The sequence below is a fragment of the Catenuloplanes indicus genome (genome assembly GCF_030813715.1).
GTDB classification, from domain to species: domain Bacteria; phylum Actinomycetota; class Actinomycetes; order Mycobacteriales; family Micromonosporaceae; genus Catenuloplanes; species Catenuloplanes indicus.
The window spans coordinates 1,885,715-1,907,184 of record NZ_JAUSUZ010000001.1 but is presented as its reverse complement, the minus strand read 5'-3'; the positions used below and the strand labels follow the sequence as shown (position 1 = coordinate 1,907,184).

At 69.4% G+C, this 21,470-nt stretch carries 14 protein-coding genes; 4 read left to right on the top strand and 10 right to left on the bottom strand.

Annotated elements, in window-relative coordinates; genetic code table 11:
- Positions 1–355: 355 nt before the first annotated feature.
- Positions 356–1,423, top strand: coding sequence for a HEAT repeat domain-containing protein (locus J2S42_RS08730; RefSeq protein ID WP_307237286.1), 1,068 nt, complete (start codon positions 356–358; stop codon positions 1,421–1,423).
- A 57-nt stretch (positions 1,424–1,480) separates the two neighbouring features.
- On the opposite strand, the gene J2S42_RS08725 is transcribed toward J2S42_RS08730, so the two are convergent.
- From J2S42_RS08725 to J2S42_RS08690, 8 genes are all read right to left on the bottom strand, one after another.
- Positions 1,481–3,499 carry a GAF domain-containing sensor histidine kinase gene (locus J2S42_RS08725; RefSeq protein WP_307237283.1) on the bottom strand — a complete coding sequence of 673 codons (2,019 nt, stop codon included), beginning with the start codon at positions 3,497–3,499 and terminating at the stop codon, positions 1,481–1,483.
- 77 nt (positions 3,500–3,576) lie between these two features.
- Positions 3,577–4,812, bottom strand: coding sequence for a GAF domain-containing sensor histidine kinase (locus J2S42_RS08720; RefSeq protein ID WP_307237280.1), 1,236 nt, complete (start codon positions 4,810–4,812; stop codon positions 3,577–3,579).
- A 1,503-nt stretch (positions 4,813–6,315) separates the two neighbouring features.
- Positions 6,316–6,726, bottom strand: coding sequence for a response regulator (locus J2S42_RS08715; protein WP_307237277.1), 411 nt, complete (start codon positions 6,724–6,726; stop codon positions 6,316–6,318).
- A gap of 118 nt (positions 6,727–6,844) precedes the next feature.
- Positions 6,845–9,028 (bottom strand): sensor histidine kinase, encoded by a 2,184-nt coding sequence (locus J2S42_RS08710; protein WP_307237276.1) that lies wholly within the window; start codon positions 9,026–9,028, stop codon positions 6,845–6,847.
- An 83-nt stretch (positions 9,029–9,111) separates the two neighbouring features.
- A complete protein-coding gene (locus J2S42_RS08705; protein WP_307237274.1) occupies positions 9,112–10,746 on the bottom strand; it encodes a S8 family serine peptidase in 1,635 nt (544 codons plus the stop codon).
- 196 nt (positions 10,747–10,942) lie between these two features.
- Positions 10,943–11,320, bottom strand: a complete 378-nt coding sequence (locus J2S42_RS08700) for a response regulator transcription factor (protein WP_307237273.1) — start codon at positions 11,318–11,320, stop codon at positions 10,943–10,945.
- Positions 11,321–11,345: 25 nt separating this feature from the next.
- Positions 11,346–12,521, bottom strand: coding sequence for a response regulator (locus tag J2S42_RS08695; protein ID WP_307237270.1), 1,176 nt, complete (start codon positions 12,519–12,521; stop codon positions 11,346–11,348).
- Entirely contained in the window at positions 12,518–13,726 is a 1,209-nt protein-coding gene (locus J2S42_RS08690; protein ID WP_307237267.1) for a two-component system sensor histidine kinase NtrB, read from the bottom strand. Before J2S42_RS08690 ends, J2S42_RS08695 begins: the two co-directional genes overlap by 4 nt.
- A gap of 169 nt (positions 13,727–13,895) precedes the next feature.
- Here J2S42_RS08690 and J2S42_RS08685 point away from each other — a divergent pair, with 169 nt between their 5' ends.
- Entirely contained in the window at positions 13,896–16,076 is a 2,181-nt protein-coding gene (locus J2S42_RS08685; protein WP_307237264.1) for a two-component system sensor histidine kinase NtrB, read from the top strand.
- A 14-nt stretch (positions 16,077–16,090) separates the two neighbouring features.
- Positions 16,091–17,254 (top strand): HDOD domain-containing protein, encoded by a 1,164-nt coding sequence (locus J2S42_RS08680; protein ID WP_307237261.1) that lies wholly within the window; start codon positions 16,091–16,093, stop codon positions 17,252–17,254.
- Here the strand turns inward: J2S42_RS08680 and J2S42_RS08675 are convergent.
- On the bottom strand, positions 17,223–18,410 hold the full coding sequence (locus J2S42_RS08675; protein ID WP_307237259.1) for an HD domain-containing phosphohydrolase: 1,188 nt from the start codon (positions 18,408–18,410) through the stop codon (positions 17,223–17,225). The genes J2S42_RS08680 and J2S42_RS08675 overlap by 32 nt on opposite strands.
- 517 nt (positions 18,411–18,927) lie before the next feature.
- Between J2S42_RS08675 and J2S42_RS08670 the strand changes: the two genes are divergently transcribed.
- Complete coding sequence (locus J2S42_RS08670; RefSeq protein ID WP_307237257.1) at positions 18,928–20,814, top strand: sensor histidine kinase; 1,887 nt, start codon at positions 18,928–18,930, stop codon at positions 20,812–20,814.
- Here the strand turns inward: J2S42_RS08670 and J2S42_RS08665 are convergent.
- Positions 20,762–21,268, bottom strand: a complete 507-nt coding sequence (locus tag J2S42_RS08665; protein WP_307237254.1) for a hypothetical protein — start codon at positions 21,266–21,268, stop codon at positions 20,762–20,764. The two genes, J2S42_RS08670 and J2S42_RS08665, sit on opposite strands and share 53 nt — an antisense overlap.
- Positions 21,269–21,470 lie beyond the last annotated feature (202 nt).

The following is a 21,470-nucleotide window of genomic DNA, read 5'->3' as shown; positions in this document are numbered from 1 at the left end:
CGCGAGGGTTCGGCGCGCACCAGGTTCCGGGAGGCCGCCTCACTCTCGCCGTCTCCGCGGTGATGTGGCCCAAAGGAGCTGGCGTATTTCCTGAAGATATTTCTATGTGCGGCCGACCGCATTGTTCAGGACTATTACGTGAGGCAGGGGCCGCGACGACACAGAAGGCGCTATCGTCGGCCAGGAGCCACCACGGATCGGAATGCATCCGGCATGAGCCGCACCTGTCAGCCACCGTCTGGCATGACACGTCGGCTCATTGCTCGCCGGCTGGGCCAATCGTGTGCTCTCGGTTGCTGTAGCGGCCCGGATGGTGAGGAACGCGATGACGTCCGGTGAGGCGATGGTACGGTGGATGTCCGCGGCAATCATCGTAATGGCCTGCGTGTTGGCGTTGCTGGCCGTCGCGGTCGTCATCGTTCGTGTCGTGCGGCGGTGGCGCGTGCGGCAGAGAACCCGGATCGCCGCCGGGCCGCGTCGCCTCATGCTGGCCTTGATCGCCGATCCTGACCCGGATGGCGTCGAGGAGCTCGCTCGGTTGCCGGCAGTGTCGTGGCGAGCCGTCGAGCCGACCGCCACGGCGCTTCTCGGGAAGGTACGCGGTGACGCACACACCAGCCTGGTCACCGTGTTCCGCCGCCGCGGTCTGGCCGATCTTGCTCTAACGGAGCTGGGTGCGCGCAGCCACGTCCGTCGAGCGCGCGCTGCGGAGCTGCTGGGTAACCTGCGCGCCGCGGACGCGGTGCAAGGACTGTGCGGTCTGCTGGATGACCCGCACGCGGAGGTACGGCTGGTCGCGGTACGCGCTCTCGGCCGCATCGGCGACCCGGCCGCCGCCTGGCGGTTGCTGGCCAGCCTGGCGCGCGCGGAGCCGACGTCGGTGCAGATGGTCGCGCTCGCGCTGACGCAATGCGGAGCCGGCACGGAGGCGGCGCTGCGCGCGGCTCTGGACCACCGGGCACCGCTGGTGCGCATCACCGCCCTGGACGCACTCGGGCTCCTGCAGTCCGCAGCCCGGCTGACGATGCAGGCGATCGCCCGGTTGCTACTCGACGACGACGTCCTCGAGGTCCGGCTCGCCGCTGCGGGGTCTCTGGGGCGGCTCGGTAGCCGTGATGGTGTGCTGCCCCTGAGCACCGTTCTCGCAAACGATGAGCAGCCGGTCGCGCTGAGGGCGGCGTCGGCCCGGGCGCTCGGCGCGATCGGTGCGCCCGCCGCCGTACAGACCTTGACCGGAGCCCTGCCGGATAAGGCATACCGGGTCGCTCACGAGTGCGCCCACGCGCTGCGCCGGTGCGGGCCCGCCGGTTTCACCAGCCTGCAGGCAGTGGCCATCGACTCCCCGAACGATGTCGGGATGCATGCGCGCGAAGCCCTTGCCAGCGCGGCGATCGAACGCGGTGAGGCGAACCACTCGTTCTGACCGCCTTCGGCGCCCACCAGCGGCATGGTGATTCCCTGCGGTGGAGCTGAGGCCGGCTCAGCGAGGGAGGCTCAGCTTGACGGTGGTGCCGGCCGGGGTGCTGTCGTCGATCCAGATGCGGCCACCGTGACGTTCGACGATTCGGCGGCAGGTGGCCAGCCCGATGCCGCTGCCCTGATAGTCCTGGGCGTGCTCGCGGTGGAACATGGCGAACACGCGGTCGCGCGCCTCGGCCGGGATGCCGATGCCGTTGTCGATCACGCTGATGATCACCGTGTCGTTCTCCGTCTCGGCGGCGACGTGTACGTGTGGCTCGGTAGCGGGGGCGACGTACTTGACGGCGTTGTTCAGCAGGTTCGCCAGGACCTGGCGCAGCATCGTCGGCTGTGCGTGCACGACGGGCAGCGCGTCGTGGGTGATGCGCAGTGGCTGGGCAGCGGCGGCGTGCATGTCGGTGGCGAGTTCGGTGACGATCGCGTCGATGCTGGTCTCCTCGCGGTCGAGCGGTTCGTTGGCGGCGTGTGCGTAGGCGAGGAGATCGTTCAACATAGCGGTCATTCGGGTCGTGGCCCGGATGATGGCCGCGAGCGCGCGCTCCTCACGCGGGGTGCGCTGCTGGCTGAGGTCTTCGAGGATCTCCGTGTAGCCGGCGATGGCGGTCAGCGGTCCCTTGAGGTCGTGGGCGATCATGGCAGTGAATCGGTCCAGCTCGCTGTTCGCGGCGGCGAGGTCGGCGTTGGCCTTGGCCAGACTCAGCCGTGCCGCTTCGCGGTCGGTGACGTCGCGGAGGAAGGCGTGGAAGTGAGGTGCGCCCCGCCAGGTGAAGGAGCCGAGGCTCAGTTCCGCGAGCAGTTCGCTGCCGTCCCGGCGTACGGCGGGAACCTGCACGACGTCCGTCAGCCGTACCTCCCCGGTCGTGGCGCGACGCGACAGTCCGCGTGCGTGCGCGACGCCGAGGCGTGCGGGAATGATCAGATCTTCCAGGAAGCGTCCCACGGCCTCGGCGGACGGGATGTCGAACATCGCTTCGGCGGCCGGATTCCAGGCGGTGACACGCCCCTGGGAGTCGGCGATGACGAACGCGTCCGGCGCGGTCTCGACGACGGCACTGAGCAGACGTTCACGGTCGGCGATCTCTTGCCGCTGCTGCTGATCGGCGGTGATGTCGGTCATCGTCACGACGGCGCCGAGCCGGCAGCCGCCCGGGTGGGACATCACGCGACCGGAGCACAACACCCGCACCGGGGGGCGGCCGGTGGGTGCGATGACGATCTGCGCGCCATCGACCTTGCCGTCGTGCAGGGCCCGTAGCAGCGGGATGTCCTCGGTGGCCAGCGGAGTCGTGCCGTCGGCTGCATAGAGGTCGTAGCGCCGGGCGAGGTCGGCTGGGTCGACGCGGGGGTCGGCATCGAAGCCGTGCAGGTCACGGGCGGCACGATTGAACAGCGACAGCCGTCCTTGCGCATCGCAGGCGACGATCGCCACCTGCATGCTGTCGTGCACCGCGTCGATGAGTTCCTGGCGTTCCTGTGCCAGTTGCAGATACGCCTCGGCACGCTGTTGCTGCTCCTGCGCCTCGGTGGCGAGGACGGCCTGCCGGCGTACGTCCCGGTGCCGTTCGAACAGCGACACCACCACGCCTGCCAGCCCTTCCAGGGCCTGCATCTGGATGTCGTTCAACGCGCCGCTCGTGGTGTCGAAGACGCACAGGGTGCCGAGCGCGTGCCCGTCGGCGTTCACCAGCGGTACGGAGGCGTAGAAGCGGATGTGTCCCAGCCGCCCGGTCACCCACGGGTTGTTCGCGAACCTCGGGTCTCGGCTGGCGTCCGGCACGACGGTGCTCCGTCCGTCGCGGAACACGACCGCGCACATCGAGTCCTCGCGCGGTGCATCGTGGGGAGTGAAACCTACCGTCGTCAGCTGGCACTGCAGCTTGTCGTCGATGAGGTTGAGGGTGGCCGTCGGCACCCCGGCCACCATGGCGGCGGCCCGCACGATCGAGGTCAGTTCTTCGTCGACCGGAGCGTCCCGCAATCCGTACTCGTGCAGGGCGGCCAGCCGAGCGGCTTCGCTCATGCCGGCACACTCCTCGCATCGGGCGTCGCCGCACGACCGGCACGGCGCGTCTTTCGAAAGAGGGATCATGGCCGGCGTCATACGGATGGAAGAGTCAGTGTGACCGTGGTTCCGCGCCCGGGAGCACTGTCGATACCGATCGTGCCGCCGTGACCGTCGATGATCGACTTGACGATGGTCAGTCCCAGCCCGACGCCCTGCACCTCGGCCTGCTCGGCGGCCGCGGACCGGCGGAAGGCGCGGAACATCCGGTCGCGATCCTCCTCCGGTATCCCCACTCCGGTGTCGGTTACGGTCAGCACCGGCTGCCCCTCGTGTGTCGTCGTGCCGATCACGATGCCGCCCTCGGCGGTGAACTTGATGGCGTTGAGGACGAGGCGGTCGATCGCCTGCGCCAGCCGGACACGGTCACCGATCGTGTCGACGTCACTGAGGGCGTCGGCCCGTATCCACAGATCCTTGGCGACGGCCAGGCCTTGGTTGCGGTCCACAGCCCCGGTCGCCAGTTCGGTCAGGCTCACCCGCTCCCTGTCCAGCTGTACGGCGTTGCACCCGAGTTCGGCCGCCAGCATCATGTCGTTGACCAGATGCAGCAACCGGTCGGAGTTACGGCGGATGGTGGCCAGGAACCGCGCCGTCACCCCGGGAGGTAGGTCGTCACCGTCCAGCGCCTCCAGATAACCATGGATGGACGTGAGCGGGGTACGCAACTCATGCGTTACCCGGGCGAGGAACTCGTCCTTGATCCGCTCCGCGTCATGCAGCCGCTGCGACACCTCCGAGACGCTGCGCCGGTACTGCCGCAGCTCGAGTGCGACCATCACATGCCGCGCCAACGTCGTCAGTCCCGCCGACTGCGTGGGCGAGAGCAGCCGCGGCCGCCGGTCGATCACACAGAGGCTGCCCAGCGAGGCCCCGCTGGCGGACCGCAGTGGCGCCCCGGCGTAGAAGCGGATGTGCGGCTCGGCGAGCACCAGCGGGTTCTGGGCGAACCGCGGGTCGAGCAGAGCGTCCGGGACCTGCATAACCGACTCCTGCTGCATGGTGTGCGCGCAGAACGAGCTGCTGCGCGCAGTCTCGCACACGTCCAGACCCACCCGGGCCTTGAACCACTGCCGATCCGCGTCGACGAAACTGACCAGCGCGATCGGTGTCTGGCACAGCTCCGCTGCGAGCGCGGCGATATCGTTGAACTCGCCCTCGGGGGGAGTGTCCAGCACCTGGTAGGCATGAAGCCGTACCAGCCGCTCACGCTCGGAGGCGACTGCGCCGGCTTCACCACCGCCGCTCATCACAGCGCTCTCCGTCGTCACATCCGACCCCAGGCCCCGCACCCACCATTCATACCTCTATCGACAGGGCAATCCACCGGAAAAGGGGAACTGTCCGAATCGTCGGCGGTGACAGTGCCGCGACGTCCGCCCACCGGAGTGCCTGACGTCGATCGTGTTGACGAACGGTCCAGCTGCCGTTGTCAGCTGGTACATCCAGCCAGGTAGCTCCACATCGGGCGCACCCATCGATGATGGGATTGCCTATCCCCGCATGCGGGCCTGGAAAGGTCCTGCGCGCATTCACGGCCGGAAGGGCGGTCGATTCACATGCGCCTCCAGCGTGAGATGGCAGGCGCCTGCACGCCACGATCAGCTGGCGCGCTACGCCCGCGAGGTGGGCGGAGAATTCGTTCGGGCGTCCATGGATAAGTGAATGGGCGAATATTCGGGGCCGTGAAGGCAAATTTGGTGTGTATCGGTTGCGGTTCGGTGCCGCACTCATATAATCGCTGGCCGCCCCGATGGATCTGCATAGCGCTGAGCGCTTCTGTTGTTCCGATCCGCTGATGATTACTGACGGCATAGGCCTGCGCGCTGTCAGCCGCTGCGCAGTCGGCCGGCGAGGATCGGCCGTCGACGCTGACCGGGCCGTAACTGCCCGTACGGGCGAGAGCGACTTCGATGTCGCGCTGCCACCGGCCGCCCGCGCACGCTACCGCCGCCGCGGCGACCGCCGTGGCGACGGCCGGGGCGGGGCGGTCACGGAGGGGCGAGAGGCCTGCGGACGGGACACGGCACCGTCAGCGGGCGCGGTCCGGGTAGACGAGGGGTCTTGGCGGAGCACCGTGACGACCGGCGTGCCCGGAGCCGGCGCCGGCGCGACCTGCGCGGTCGGTGGTGCCGTATTCACCAGGCCCAGTACGTCACCGGCGGCGGCCGAGGCCGCCAGCCCGAGTACCACGGCCGCGCTCAGCAGATACGTCACCGCTTGCGAACCCGCCACCCAGCGACCACCCTTCACCGCACCAGAACCGACACCCATCACGATCGGCGCCACAGCACCGGGGCTTCGTTCCCGCCGGGAGCAGCCACGGTGCACCACACCCAGCATCTTCCGGTACGAGGCCTGCAACACGCGGATCATGCCGGTCACCGCCCGAGGGCCGGAGGAGGCCAGCACGACGCCGGCCGATTCGTACGCCACGTCCGTGCCCGCGCTCCTGTAACCCGGCCACCGCCCGGTATGCGTGGCCACGGACGTCACCGGGAGGCCGAGACCGTGCTCGATCAGCCGGGCGATCCAGGCCGAGTCAGCGACACAGTCCTACGACGTCCGGACTCCCTCGGTTTCAGCCGCTCCGGGCGAATGCGCTGGCTCGCGGCGATTCCGTCCGGTGGCCATGGTGTGGTCGTGGACTGCAGGCTCTTCACAAACCCTCCGGGCTGGCACCGACGGCGACGTTCACGCCATAGCGGTCCGGCCACGGACGTCCGGGCCGAGGAGGAGTGGGCGCCGGCCACCGGCGGCCTGCGTGCGAGACGTCACCGGACGTCATCGTCGTGTTCCTTGCGGGGCGAGTCAGCAGCGGTGCCGCCGGGCGCCGGATCCTGCAGCATGTCGGCGACGACGAGCGTCAACTGGCGGGGGGTGACGGGTTTACTGAGGAAACGGTCGACGGGCGCCGTCATCGTGCGCTCACTCCTGCCGGTGATCATCAAGATCCTCGTCGTCAGGACGGGCGAGTGTGCTCGGACTGCGGAGGCGACCTCCGATCCTGTCATCCTCGGCATGTTCTGATCGAGCACGGCGATGTCCGGTTGCAGCTGGGTGATGAGGCGGAGCGCGCTCGCGCCGTCGAGCACCGTCCGTACCGAGTGCCCGGCTCCTTCGAAGGCGTATGCCACCAGGTCAGCGGCATCCGGATCGTCGTCGGCAATGACTATCGTCGCCATGGCACCTTCTCTCAGAGGTCGGATAACGAAATGCTGACCGCCGTGGGTTGTTACGGCGTCGACGGTGGAGAGCAGTCACGGTGCAGGCGCGGGCCACGGCGGAGCGATGCGGGCGGGCCTACGGGACCTGAGCATGAGCCAGCGGTAGCGTCAGCGTGAAGGTCGTACCCGTGCCGAGGGCCGAGATCAGCGAGATGTCCCCGCCCATCGCGTGGGCCAGCCGGCGCGCGATGAACAGCCCCAGACCGGTGCCGCCGGTACTCATCGTCATCGGATCTTCGACCCGGTGGAACTTCTCGAACACCTTCGTCAGCTGGTCCGCCGGAATGCCCCGCCCCCGGTCGATGACCTCCACCCACGCTCGCGCGTCACGCACACCCAGCCGCACGTCAACCCGCTCCGTGCTCGGCGAATACTTGAGGGCGTTACCGACCAGGTTGCCGATCACCTGGATGGTGCGCCCGGCATCGCACCGGACCTCGACGGGCTCGCCGGGCAGGTGCGTCACGACGCGGCCCTCTGCGCCACCCATGTCTTCGGCAACCTGATGGACGAGGGTGACCAGGTCGTGCGTGCCGAGGTCCACCCGCAGCGCCGGCTCGTCCTGGCCGTCGCCTACCCGCGACGCCAGAAGCAGGTCCTCGACCAGCCGGGACATGTGCCGGGCCCGGTCGGCGACGAGTTCCAGCGCCTGCGCGCGTTTCTCCGGCGCCATCCTCGCGCCGCGGGTACGCAGCAGATCGAGATAGCCGATGATCGGCGTCAGCGGCGTGCGCAGCTCGTGCGACACCGTAGCGATGAAGTCGGACTTCAGGCGTTCCACCCGGTGTTCTCTAGTCAGGTCGGTGATCACGATGACATCGCGGACGAGCCGTTCACCGGTGAAGACCGCGGAGTGCGCCAGCCGCAGCCGGCGCAGCTCGCCGTCGGCACGGCGAATCGTGATCTCGGCTGTCGTCTTCGGTGACTGCGGCGTCACCGGCAACAGCCCGGCACGGTCGTCGGCGCCGGGAACGTCGAGCAGGTCGGCCAGCCGCCGGCCGTCGGCCTCAGCCGCTGCGACACCGGTCAGGTCGGCGAAGGCCTCGTTCCACATCCGGACGATGCCGTCGCCCTCGACCATGACGATGCCGGCCGAGGATTGCTCGACGACGGCGTGCAGCTTGCTCGACTCCTCCACCAGCCGATCCAGGTGCTCAGCGCCGCGCAGGGCAACCGCCAAGGCGTCACCCAGCGGCGCCAGCAACGTCATGTCCCGCATCGACAGCTGCCGCCCGCCGCGGATACGACTGCCCAGGGCCACGGTGCCGAAACGGTGGCCGCCGGCCTCGATCGGCACGACCAGCAGATGGCGCAGATCCGTGGGGAGCCCTTTGCTCAGGTGCTCCGGCCGGTCAAGGTGACGGAGCCGGGCGAGATAACTCGGTACCGGGCCAATGGCGACCTCGGCGGGCGCGTTCACGTCGACACTCACGAGCTCGCCGGTATCGGTGAGGTCGGCGGCGGCGAGGTCGGCGCCGAACGCTTCCCGCAGCAGGAGCAGAAACCGGCGGACCAGATCCTCGCGCTCGGCGAGGACCTGTGACAACTCCAGCAGGCGCGCCGACCGCGCGCGCTCGTCCGCCTCCTGCGCCGCAGCCCGGTATGCGTAGGTGAGCGCCAGTGCCGGCATGGCCATGAACGGCAGCAGCATCGGGCTGTGCCGCGCGATTTCGACGGTGGTGAGGCCGGTGGCCACCGTGCCGACGGCCATGTACGCCGACAGTGGCGCCTCGTCCCGGATGATCCGCCACGGGGATGCGCCGCTGACCACGCCGAGGATCTGAGCCAGGCACCCGAGGTTGATCAAGGTGAAGAGGAGCGTGCCCAGCAGAACGCCGAGGAGTACCCGGACCGTCATCTGGCCCGGTGTTCCGGCCACGGCATAGACCACCAGGATCAGGCCGGAGACGGCCGCGGCGTACGTGCCGAGGTTGAACACCGCCTTGACCAGCGGGCGGCGCTGGATCGCGCTGGCGACGACCAGAGCAGACAGGGCCGCAAGCAGCGCTTGTCCGGGCGGGAGAAGCAGCACCACGACGACGAGCGCGGCCTCGTACAGACTGAGCTCCTCCACCGCGTCACCGTGCCGCAGCCTCACCACGGTCAGTTCCGACGCGCAGGTCAGCACGGTGAGCCCGAGCAGCAGCCACCCGTCGGGCAGGCCTACACCGCTGACGATGCTGACGCGCTCCGCGGTCTGGGACAGCGCCGCGGCCGTCAGGACCGCACCGAGCAAGCTCACCGCGGCGACCCGGCGCATGACCGGGTCTCTGCTCGATTCGCGTACGGCAGCGGCCACCCGGGCGAACATGCCCGGGTGGCCGGTCGGTGTCGGTGTCGGTGTCACCGATCCGCGAAGATCCAGGCCCAGGAGCGGGCACTCCAGCGATCAGCAGCCCAGGAACGTGCGGACCAGTCAGTACCGGCCCAGGAGCGCGCGGCCCAGGCCCGTGCGGCCCACTCGTCGGACGACCAGGTGCGTGTCGCCCACGCGCGTGCCGCCCAGGCGCGGGCGGCCCACTCCTCGTCGTCGGCACCGGCCCAGGCCCGCGCCGCCCACGCGCGTGCCGCCCAGGCACGCGCGGTCGGGTCGAGCTGCGCCCAGGCGCGGGCGGCCCATTCCCGTGAGGCGGGAGTGAGCTTCTCCCAGGCAGCGGCGGACGCGACCGCGTCGCCCTTCAGCAACGCGGTCTCAAAGGCCGCCCACCGCTTCGCGTCGCGGGCCAAGGTCGCCATGTCCCGAGTCTGCGCGTGCTCGAGCCCGCCCGGCCGCCATTTGGGCGCTTCTTTCAGGATCCGGGCGGCGTCGAGGCCGCCGGACCCGCCACCCGCGGCCCTAGCCAGACCCGGTACGGCGTACGTGGTGCCGGTCAACAAGCTCTTCACCGAGTCGGGACGAAGCTTCGGCTGCTCGCCGAGTGCGGCTGCGACGACACCGGAGGCGACCGCCGTGGCCATCGACGTGCCGGAGCCCTTGAAGTACTGTTCACCGACCCGAGCCTGCGGCGCGGTGGTGTCGACGACACTGCCGGGCGAGCGCAGGCTCACCACGTGGCCGCCCGGTGCGACCAGGTCGGGTTTGGCGTCGCCCTGAGCGGTCGGTCCGCGTCCTGACCATGTCCCGACGACGTCGTCGTCACGGGCGGTGGTTCCGCCGTCGTCCAGGCCCCCTACGGTCAGCAACAACGGATCGTTGCCCGGCGCGGTGACCGTGCCGGCGTCCGGGCCGTCGTTGCCGGAGGGGACGACGACCGTGACCCCTCGGAACCACAGTGATCGCAGCGCCTGGTTGAGCGGGTCGACCTGGTACGGCAGCGTGCTCCCGGACGACAGCGACAGGTTGAGTACCTGCACCTGCGTGGAGTGGTCGCTGACCCACTGCAGCCCGCGCAGGACGGTGATGAGGTCGGTGCTGCCCGCGGCGTCGGCGACCTTGACGTCGATCAGTGATGCCGCCGGTGCGACGCCCCGGTAGGAGCCCCCGGAGGCGGCGCCGGAGCCGGCGATCAGGCCGGCCATGAATGTGCCGTGCCCGTAGCCGTCACCGTCGCCGGTTCCGGTGAAGTCCAGGCGCCGGGAAATTCGGCCGGCGAGGTCCGGCACGTCGGCAATGCCGGTGTCGACCACCGCGACGGTGACTCCGGCACCCGCGGTTGCGTCGTCCGGCAGGCCGAGAGTGCCGCGCAGGGAGGCGGCTGCCGTGGTCGTGGTGTTGCCGGACGCGGCAGCGACCCGCAGTTCGCGCTGGGGAGCCACGACCCACCGGGCGTCGAGCCGGGCATCGTGCGGCAGCCGGGCGGCGACTCCGCCCGCGACCGGCAGGTTTGCGATGAGTTCGCCTCCGGCGGCCGCGACCGCGTCCGCGGCTCCCGGCGGGCCGGTGACGACGACATCGCGCCAGCCCGCTGTCGCTCGGGCGCCGGCAGGTGCGGCCGTCAGGCAGACCGCGGTGGACGAGATGATGAGGGCCGCCGCCATGAGGGCCCCGCTGCGCCGGGACAGCACTGCGCTGGGCCGTTGCGCACGATCGCTACGTTCCATGCTCCTGCCACCTTCGGGGGTGTGCTGAGGTAGATAGGTGAGCTGAGCATCGGCGGCCCGATGCGATGTCTGAGGAAACCCCCGGATCGCAACCGCGGCGCTATCCGCGCGGGACGGGCCGGGACGCGCTGGCTCACAGGCCGGAGTGTGATGCCCCGAGGGCATCTTCGACAAGGTCGAGGATGTCGTCCGCGGCGAAGGGCTTGGCCAGGTAATAGTCGACTCCGCCGGCCCAGCCGCGGGATGCGGAGTCCCCGTCAGCGCCGGCGGTGAGCATCAGGACCGGCACGGGATCGCCCTCCTGGCCGCGGATGTCACGCAGAACGCCGTACCCGTCGAGGCCCGGCATCATCACGTCCAGAATCACGAAGTCGGGCCGGATAACCTCGAAAGCCCGCAGGCCGTCATGGCCGTCCACGGCCACCGCGACGACGTGACCGTCCATCTCGAGCACGTCGGTGAGCAGTTGCCGGATCGCCGGGTCGTCGTCCACCACCAGGATCGTCGCCATGTCGTCTCCGTCGTCTGCGCGATGGTCAGGGATTGAAGGGCTCTGCGGCCCGGGCGTACGCCGCACGGGCCGCCCGGTGCCAGTCGACTCCGCGGGCGGCCAGTTGCGGGTGGGACAGCAGCCGTACCAGCTCATCCTCATGATCACCGCCAGCCGGGTCGCCGGATCCGGTCTGCCGCACCAGGAGGTGGGCGGCGCGCAGGGCTCCGGCCACGCCGAGGCCCGACTCGGCCGGCTCATGCGGCACGTCGCGTGCGGCGATCGCGGTGACGATCGGTGCGGGAAGTCCCCACAGATGCAGCAGTTCCACGCCGATGTCCCGGAACGGCACACCGGCGCAGCCGGTCACGGTCCCGTCGGCGGTCTCGTGCGGCATGCCGATCACGGAGAGCCGCCCGACGTCCTGCAGCATGGCCGCGGCCTGCGCGTGCGGGCGGTGCGCCGGTGAGGCAATCTGCTCCACGAGCAGCATGGTGGCCACCGCGTGCCGCCAGGCCGACTGAGCGGAAGCGATCGCCGCCGGACGCCAGGTGACCGGCTCCCATTGCGCCGCGCTGGCACGCGCCAGGGCTTCGACGGCCGGGATCCCCAGCGCGCTGATCACCGCGGTGATGGAGGCGTTCTTGGGCCGAGGCCCGAAGAACCCCGAGTGGGACAGCTGGAGCAGCTTGGCGCACAGCCCGGTGTGCCGCACGACGGCGCCGACCAGCCGGTCCTGATCCACCTCGGCCGCGCCGAGGGCGTCGGCGAGTTCGGCATCCTGCTGCGGGAGTGCGGGCAGCAACCGTACGGCCCCGGCGACCTGACGGGCCTGCTCACCGTGCCCCGGTGACGTACGGACGATGAGATGATCGATGAGGTCGATGACGACTTCGCCCTCGATCGGCTTCGCCAGGAAGCGATGACCGGCGATGGCCGCCTTGATCGCAGCCTCCCGATCCGTGTGCCCGGAAAGTACGACCCGGGCGGTCGCCGGGTGACGCCGGCTGACCTCGGTCAGCAGCTGCGCCCCATCCATACCAGGCATACGCATGTCAGACACGACGACGTCGCACGGGCGCCCAGCGAGGATCTCCAGCGCCGGCTCCCCACCCGCAGCGAAGGACATGTCCCACTCGTTCCGCTTGGCGCGCAGCGAGCGGCGCAGACCGTCGAGGATGTGCGGTTCGTCGTCAACGAAGAGGATGCCAGGCGCGTTCATGGCGCGGGGTTCCTTCCGACGATCGGAAGCCGGAGCGTGAACGTGGCACCCTCACCGGGCTTGGAGACGACGTCGATCGTGCCACCGTGCTTCTCGCAGAGCGCCACGGCCAGCGCGAGACCCTGACCGGTGCCCTTACCGACCTCCTTGGTCGTGAAGAACGGCTCGAAGATCAGCTTCTGGATCTCCTCGGGAATGCCGGCCCCGTTGTCGGCGAAAGTGATCACGACGGTGCGGTCCTCGACACGGGTGCTCACCCGGATCTCACCACGCCCTTCCCGGCCCTCCATGGCGTCGGCCGCGTTCACCAGCAGGTTCAGGAAGACCTGATTGAGGTCTCCGACGTGGCACAGCATCTCCGGGACCTCAGCCAGGTCGAGCACGACGTCCGCGACGTACTTGACCTCGTTGCGGACCACCGCGAGGGTGGTCCGCAACGCCTCGTTGATGTCGGCGTACGCGCGGTCCGCCGTTCCCTTGTAACTGAACGCCTTCATCGCCTTCACCAGCGAGGCCACCCGCTGAATGCCTTCCAGACTTTGCGCGACCGCGCTCGGGACCTCGGACGTCAGATACTCCATGTCCGCAGCCTCCTCGGCCTCCGTCGCCCGGCGCTTCCGTTCCTCCCAGGGCAGTTGCCCGTGCTGGGGCCCCAGGCACTCGCGGTACACCAGCAACAGCTCCAGCATCTGCTGATAGGCCTCGGCCAGGAACCGGGTGTTGTCACCGACGAACTGGATCGGCGTGTTGATCTCATGGGCCAGTCCGGCGGAGAGCCGGCCGAGAGACTCCAGCTTCTGATCATGGAGGTCCTCGACGTCGCGCTGCCGGCGGCGGCGCCGGTCCGTGGTGTCCCGGAAAACCACGACGAGGCCCGCGACCGCCGCATCGACGTACAGCGGCGCGACCGTGTATCGAACGGGGAAGACAGACCCGTCCCTGCGAACGTGCAACCCGTTGTCGACCTCGACCGGCTCGCCGGTGGAACCCACCCGCATCAGCGGGCAGGCCGAAGGAGACACCGAGGCGCACGAATGCACCGTCTCGTGCACGTCCCGGCCGAGAAGCTCCTGCTCCGCCCAGCCCAGCATCCGCGCCGCGGCCCGGTTGACGAAGGTGAGGCGGCCCTGCTCATCGGTGGCGTACAGGCCGTCTGCCATGTTGTCCATGACGACGGAGCGGAACTCCTCCGCCTGCTTCGACATGCGGACCCCCTCCGGACACACCATCGTGAGCCGACCCCTTCGCAACCCATCGGCCTGTACGGGTGACAGTTGAGTTCGCTGATCGGCCGGTTTGTCTCAGCTACAGCCCTTGTTGTGCCGATGCCACCGGAAGGGGTGTGTTCGGTCTCGGCCGGTGCAGGAGGCGACGATGCTGTCCAGGGAGACGTTCGTGCACCGGTGGCTTTCCGGGACCGATACGATGCTCGGACAGATCCGGACCCTGTTCCTCGCGCTGCTGATGCTGTGGCCGGCCTTCGGGCTGTGGGGCGTCGAGGCACACGGCGACCTGAACCGTGCCGTGATGGTGGTCGTCCTCATCGTTGCCCTGCAGGCATGGTCGTACACCGGGTATCGTCGGCAGGGATTCCCCTTCTGGAGCTGGATTCCCGAAGGCCTGTGCGTCCTGCTCGTGCTGGGCGCCTCAGATTTCCTCGCCGCGGTCGGGCTGTGTTTCATCTGGGTGAGCTTTCGCGCCCTCTACGGCCAGGCGCGGGAAAAGCTCCTCGGTGCGGCGGTGGTGTCAGGCATCATGGTGACCGGGTCCGAGGTGTTCCACACCGGCTCGGGCAGCACCATGTCGCTGATGTTCACCGCCCTGCTGTCGCTGACCGTCAGTCACTATCTCGCCCGTGTCAGCCGGGCGCGGGATCGCGCCGCCGCCCGGGAGAGCGCGATGGCCTCGGCCGGAGCGGGACTCGCGGCATCGACCACCCGGGCGGACGTGCTGGACGTCGCCCTCGGCGCCGCGCTGTCCCTGGATCGTCAGGTGAACGCCGCGTTGATCTTCACCGTCGCCGGGCCGGCGCTGCATGTGGTCGCCGCCGCCGGGCACGTCGGTCCCGAGGCGGTCGGCTGGGTGACCGAACTCGACGGGCTGCCTCCTCAGGCGCGTGACACGCTCCGCTCTGGCGGCTACACCCTTGTCACGGACGATGCGGCCGACTCGCTGGCCGATGTGCTGCGGCTACCCCGGCACCGCGCCATCGCGATGGCACCGTTGGTCGCGCACGAGAGCCCGTTTGGAATGCTGGTGATCGCGCTCGACCGGCACCCCATCGATGACCTCTCGGCCGCGATCCTCACCCTGGCCGGCGAGACGGCGTTGACCCTGGACCAGATGCTGGTCAGGTCCCGGATGAGCGTGGTCGTCGAACATCTGTCGGACGCGCTGCTGCTGGCGAGCGAGGCCGGCACCATCCGGTTCGCCAATCCGGCGGCGGAGCTCATGTTCGCCCGGAGCCGCGATGAACTCGTCGGCACTCCCGTATGGAGCCTAGTCCATCCCCACGATGTGGGTTCCCTGCTCCAGACGAGGGCGGATGCCCCCTCTTTCCGAGTATGCCGCATGCGTGGCAGCGACGACCTGCCGTGGGTGGAGGTGGAGGCGGTGCTCGAACACGCGACCGAACACGACGGTTCCCGCAGCATCGTCCTGACCGCGCGCGACATCTCCGAACGACAGCGCCTGGAGCTGGAGCTGCGGCACGCGCAGAAACTCGAGTCGATCGGCAGGCTCGCGGCCGGCATCGCGCACGAGATCAACACGCCCATTCAGTTCATCGGGGACAACGTCCGGTTCATGGAGAACTCATTCGCTGATCTGGTGCGGCTGTGGGCGACCTACCGGGAACTGTCCGCTGAGGCGACCGGACCGGACGACCTGACCGAGACCAGGCGGCGAATCGACGAGCTGGCCGAGGAACTCGAGATGGACTACCTCATGGAGGAGGTCCCGAAAGCGATCGCGCAGACGCTCAAGGGCGTCAACCGCGTGGCGGGGATCGTACGGGCGATGAAGGCGTTCGGTCATCCCGGTACGGAGCAGAAAGCACCGGCGAACCTCACCGAGGCGATCCAGAACACGCTCGTGGTCGCGAACAATGAGATCAAGTACGTCGCCGACGTCGAGACCGACCTGGCCGACCTGCCACTGGTCTACTGCCACCTCGGCGACATCAACCAGGTGTTGTTGAACCTTTTGGTGAACGCCGCGCATGCGATCACCGCGGCGGATCGCGGCCGGGGCACGATCCGCGTCTCCACCACGGTGGAGAGCGGGCATGCCGTGATCAACATCGCCGATACCGGTACCGGGGTTCCGGCCGAGATCGCCGACAAGCTCTTCGAGCCGTTCTTCACCACCAAAGAGGTCGGGACCGGTACGGGCCAGGGTCTCGCGCTGGTACGGAGCCTGGTGGCCGATCGGCATGGCGGCACGGTCGACTTCACCAGTGAGGTGGGCGTGGGCACGACGTTCACCGTCCGGCTGCCGATCTCCCCGAGTGACATGGCAGACATGTCCGCAAAGCCGATGGGAGTACAGCGGTGACGCAGCGACCACACGTGCTGTTCGTCGACGACGAGCCGATGATTATCGACGGCCTGCGTCGCATGCTGCGAATCTGCCGCGATCGCTGGACCATGTCGTTCGCGGAGAGCGGCGCGGCGGCTCTCGACATCATGCGGTCCCGGCCATGCGATGTGGTGGTGACCGACTATCGGATGCCGGAAATGGACGGGGCGGCGCTTCTGGAGCAGGTGCGGACCGAGTTTCCCAGCATGGTCCGCGTCATCCTGTCCGGTCAGACCAACGAGAGCAACCTGCTGCGCATCATGGTGCTGGCCCACGAGATGCTGAGCAAACCCACCACGCCCGAGGCACTGATCGCCGTCATCGAACGTCTGCTGGAGGCGCGGCTGAGGACCGGTAGCGGGCAGCAGAACGCCGTGGCGTTCGTCGAATCCCTGCCGAGCCCGCCGCACACGTTCGCCGAGCTGCTGGCGGCGCTCGAGGCGGAGGAGGCCTCGGCACAATCCGTCAGTGTCGTGATCGAGAAGGATCCCGCGGCCACGGCGAAGGTGCTCCACGTGGTCAATTCATCGGCCTACACCGCGGGCCACAAGGTCAGCGACGTGGCGCAGGCCGTCACACTGCTCGGTCTGCACACCGTGCGTGGCCTCGTCATGATGCACGACCTGATCCGGGTCTTCGACACCGGCGGCGCCCTGCCACCGACGTGGATCGAACGGCTGACCACGCACGCCGTCGAGACCTCCAGACTGGCCCGGTTGCTCGGCGCCGGCACCGACTGGCAGAGCCACGCCTTCACCGCGGGACTGCTGCACGAGGTCGGTCAGCTCGTACTGGCGTCGGCCCGGCCCGCGGTGTTCCGGAAGGTTTTCGACGACTGGAGGTCCGGCGGCGGTGGCCTGGACAGCTACGAACACGCCGCCTTCGATACCTCACATCTCCCGGTGGGAGTGAGCCTGCTCGGCCTCTGGGGACTCCCGACCGCCGTGATCGACGCGGTCGCCGGTCACACGACGGCTCCGGTGTCCGGCTCGCCCATGGATCCCGCCTCCGTGGTGTCCCTGGCCCACCACATCACGGAGGCAGATCTTGAGCCTGTCTGCGGCCCGCACGACGCCGCCGCGATCGACGAGAATCTGCTCGACGACGACGTACGAGTCGCCATCAGTCGATGGCGTCGCGAACGGGCACGCTGACGTCCAGTGACGTGTCCAGCACCATCACGGGCTCCAGGACCCCGTCCTCCAACTCGGCGAAGTTGCGCAGCCGGGTCAGCAAACCCGCGCTGACCTCCTGACCCCCGCTGACGAGCAGCACCCCGGACAAGCTGGTCACCGGGGCAGCCAGCACCATGCCGACCTGCAACTCCGTCATCTTCACGCCGCGTACCCCACCGGCCGGCGCAGCAACCGCGGCGAGCGCCTCCAACAGGACAGGGTCATATCGGCCGGCGAAGGACCGCAACGTTGCCACCGCCACCGTTGCGGAGACCCCCTCGGCCAGCAAGGCATCGTGATCCTCCACAAGCCGTAGCAGCCTCGCGCCGAACGGGATCCGCTCTCCGGACGTGCCGTCCTGCGGAGCGCCCGACCCGTCGAAGCCCTTCCGCGAGTACCGGATCGCCTCCGCCACCGCACCCAGCCGTGGAATCGGCGAGATCAGTTGTTCGGCGACCTCCGGCATCCGATCCACCATGGCCTGCTCGGCAGCACTGAGTTCAGCGCCGGTGACCAGCCGGTCGGCCACCGTCGGCGGCAACGACACCACCCCCAGCTGGGACATCTGCACGGCGAGCTCCATCGCCCACCGATCCTCGACATCGATGGTGTCCAGGATCGCCGACGCCACCCGGCGCATCCGCGTTCCGCGCCCGAACGCCGCCGGGCTGACCAGCGACAGCACGTCGGTCAGCGCCTGCACACTGCCGCGCAGCGTCTGTTCCAGCAACTCGCGTTCGGCCACCACCAGGCGGTGCTGGGCCACGCAGTCGCGCAATGCGGCGATCATCGTCTCGGTATCGACCGGCTTGAGCAGCATCCGGAAGACACCACCCTGGTTCACCGTGATCGCCGCGTCAGCGAGATTCGTATGGCCGGTGAGCAGCATCCGCGTCGCCGACGGTGCCGCCTTACGCGCGGCGGAGAGGAACTGCGCGCCGTTGATCCCCGGCATCATGAAGTCGGACACGATCACCTCGAACGGCGCGCCCTTCCCGAGCGTGAACAAACCGTTCGCCGCACCCACCGCGGTCACCACGTCGAACTCACGCCGCAACTGCCGGCGTAGGCCGTCCAGCAGATCCTGCTCGTCGTCGACCAGCAGGATTCGTGGCGTATCACCCGATCCGCTCATGGGAGCTCCCGGCCGAAAGCGGATGCGGCGGATGTACTGACAGCGGGACCGTCGGCGTTCAAGGTGCTGGTCGCGACGTCCGGGTATCCAGCGCGCGCTGTTCCTACGGGCCGGATCGGCCTCCGGCCCGGGGCAACGGCTTCGGGTAGCATGTCGTCCGCTCGGCCGGTGGAGTTGACGGCATGTCTCACATCCGGGGTGCGGCAGGCCCGAGCTGGCCTGCCAGACACCGGACGGCCGCCGAGCCCCGTCCCAGGGAGCGCCACCAAACTGGCGGACCCGAGCACGTCCCACCTCACGGGCGTCACGATGCGCGAACGCCGCATGGTCTCGATCATGTGTCCAGTTTCGGCCAGCACCGCATCTTTCAGGGCCGGTTTGCCGATCTGACCAGCGCAGCCGTCCGCGTAATGACCAGAAGAGCGAAATGCCCACAGCCGGGCAAGCGCCCCGCCCACCCTGTCAATGAGATCGCTGTTTCGGCTGTAAGGCAACGTGCGGTCCCTAGGGTGGGTTCATGCGGAACATCGAAGCCGCATCGCCGGTCGACGGACGACGGCGGTCCTTACTCGACCGTCGCGCGGTCGCGCTGCTGGCCGTGGTGGTGTTGCTGGGCGGGACGGGGACCGTGCTGACGGTCTGGGCGCTGCGCAGCGTCGAGCATGATCGTGCGGTGCAGGCGCTGGAGGAGCGCACCAGGGGGGTCAGTGGGGCGGTGGAGGGCTATCTGCGCCAGTACACCCTCGCGCTGGAGGATCTGGCCGCGGGTGTCGCCGCGCAGCAGGATCTGCGCGGCGACGATTTCGCTGCGATCACCGCCCCGCTCAACTCCGCCCGGCTGCCGGGGGCCAGCGGCGTCGCGTTCGTCGTTCCTGCAGCGACCGCGCAGGTTTCCCAGGTCGAGCGGCAGTGGCGCGCCCGGGCCAGTACGGGTCTGACCTTGCAGCCCGCCGCCGGTCAGACCGAGCACCTGTTCGTGGTGCTGTCACGCACGTTCGACGGCACCCGGCCGCGTCTCGGCCGGGACCTGTCCGCCAGCGCGCCGGCCGCGGAGGCGATCGCGCTGGCGCGCCGCACCGGCGAGGTCACCGTCAGCAGCAGTTACGTGCTGCTCAAGGACCGTGAGTTGCCGGTACGGCTGCGGCAGCAGGCGTTCGTGTTCGCCGCCGGGGTGTGGGCGCCTCCCGGCGCCCCGGACGCCGGCCGGCTGCGTGGCGTTCTCATCCTGGGCCTGCGGGCCGGGGACTTCCTGGCCGACACCATCGGTGAGGTCGCCGGGCCGGCCACCGCCGTCACGCTCACCGACACCGCCACCAGCCCTCCGGCGCCGGTCGCCTCCTGGGATACCGGCCGCCGGCACCAGCCGCACGCCCGCACCGCGGACATCGACATCCCGCCACGAACCTGGCAGCTGACGGTCACGGCCACCGACCGGCTGCTCGACGCCACCCAGACCCGTCTCGATGACGCGGCCGTCGGGGCCGGGTCCGTGGTCACGGTCCTGCTCACCGCCCTGGTTGGGCTGGTACTGCTCTCCCGGGCGCGGATCCTGCGCCGGGTCGACGAGGCGACCGCCGCCCTGCACGAGGACATCGCCCGCCGCGAGAAGGTGGAGGCCGAGCTACGGCAGCGGGAGACCGAACTGGTCGGATTCACCGGTGTGGTCGCCCACGACCTGCGCAGCCCGCTGTCGACGATCACCGCCTACGCCGACCTCCTCGCCGACGAAACGACCGATGTCCTCGACCCGGCCCAGCAGAGTCTGCTCGGCCGCATCCGCGCCGGTGCCGACCGCATGCGCACCCTCATCGACGACCTGCTCGCCTACGCCACCGCCGACAACAGCGCCATCCATCGCAGCCCTGTCGACCTCGGCGCGCTCGTCGACGACATCATCACCGAGCGCCTCGCGCCCCTGACCACCGACCGGCCATACATCGAAGCCGGGCCGCTGCCGACCGTGCCCGGTGACCCCGGCATGTTACGCCAGCTGCTGGACAACCTGATCGGCAACGCCATCAAATACACCCGGTACGGGCGCCCCGCCCAGGTCGAGATCAGCTCCCGGCGCCTCGACGACGGGTTCTGGCGTATCGACGTCGCCGACCACGGCATCGGCATTCCCGCCGGCCAGCACGAGAGCGTGTTCGCCGCGTTCACCCGCGCGACCGGCAGCGACGGCTATCCCGGTACCGGCCTGGGCCTAGCCATCTGCCACCGCATCGTCACCCGCCACGGCGGCACCATCGCCGTCACCGACAACGACGGCGGCGGCAGCCGCTTCCACTTCACCATCCCCGACCAGCCGCCTGCCCCAGGATCTGATCAGGCGCCGGCTGGCAGAGGTCATATCAGCACCGGACGAGACGAGGGAGTGCCTGCTTCGGTCGCGAAGAGCGAATAGTCTCGCCCACTCGGCTGTCCCACCGGGTGGAGTTGCTGCCGGATGAGCGAATGGGCTGGCCGGGCCGCGCCATCCACCAGCGGTGACTGTTACGGTCTACCGTGACGTCGCGCAGGACCGCCAGGGTGTGCTGGCGGGTCGGGCTGTCGTGGACCAGCGCGGTGAGCAGCCGCTGCAGCGCGGCGTTGACCGTGGCCCCCTCCCGGGCGGGTGGCCCGGGCCGGCTGCGCTGCCAGTTGCAGGCGGCGTCCAGGCCCCGGGCGTAGAGGTCGTCAACGCGGTCGAAGATCTCTCCGAAGTGCTGGCGGTAGACGTCGGCGCGGTAGTGCAGCACCTGCCCAGCCGGCAAAAGGTGGGAAAGTTCGGGGTACTGCCGCTGCGGCGGCCGTTCCTGCGGCGGCTCGGGCCGGGCCGCGTCGAGCTCGCGTCTGACGGCGGCGAGGTCGGCGGTCACGGCAGCGGTGGCCGGCAGCGCTCTACGTGCAAGGCCGCGGCGCGCGACGCCGCGAGCTGACCACTGTGTTACGTACCGGTCGCGCGGCCCGCCGACCTCGCCGCCAGACCCAGCGGCGCACTCCCCGGATGGCCGCCGAGATGGTCAGTGATCCCACGCCGCGGAGTGCCGGATGCCCATGCGCCGTATCCAGCGAGGGCAG

Excerpts from the sequence above, each read along its gene's own strand:
- J2S42_RS08695 (WP_307237270.1), bottom strand. The coding sequence starts at position 12,521 with ATGAACGCGCCTGGCATCCTCTTCGTTGACGACGAACCGCACATCCTC.
- J2S42_RS08670 (WP_307237257.1), top strand. The coding sequence starts at position 18,928 with ATGCGGAACATCGAAGCCGCATCGCCGGTCGACGGACGACGGCGGTCC.
- J2S42_RS08725 (WP_307237283.1), bottom strand. The coding sequence starts at position 3,499 with ATGAGCGAAGCCGCTCGGCTGGCCGCCCTGCACGAGTACGGATTGCGG.
- J2S42_RS08685 (WP_307237264.1), top strand. The coding sequence starts at position 13,896 with ATGCTGTCCAGGGAGACGTTCGTGCACCGGTGGCTTTCCGGGACCGAT.
- J2S42_RS08705 (WP_307237274.1), bottom strand. The coding sequence starts at position 10,746 with ATGGCGGCGGCCCTCATCATCTCGTCCACCGCGGTCTGCCTGACGGCC.
- J2S42_RS08730 (WP_307237286.1), top strand. The coding sequence starts at position 356 with ATGTCCGCGGCAATCATCGTAATGGCCTGCGTGTTGGCGTTGCTGGCC.
- J2S42_RS08710 (WP_307237276.1), bottom strand. The coding sequence starts at position 9,028 with ATGCGCCGGGTCGCCGCGGTGAGCTTGCTCGGTGCGGTCCTGACGGCC.
- J2S42_RS08700 (WP_307237273.1), bottom strand. The coding sequence starts at position 11,320 with ATGGCGACGATCCTGGTGGTGGACGACGACCCGGCGATCCGGCAACTG.
- J2S42_RS08715 (WP_307237277.1), bottom strand. The coding sequence starts at position 6,726 with ATGGCGACGATAGTCATTGCCGACGACGATCCGGATGCCGCTGACCTG.
- J2S42_RS08690 (WP_307237267.1), bottom strand. The coding sequence starts at position 13,726 with ATGTCGAAGCAGGCGGAGGAGTTCCGCTCCGTCGTCATGGACAACATG.
- J2S42_RS08675 (WP_307237259.1), bottom strand. The coding sequence starts at position 18,410 with ATGAGCGGATCGGGTGATACGCCACGAATCCTGCTGGTCGACGACGAG.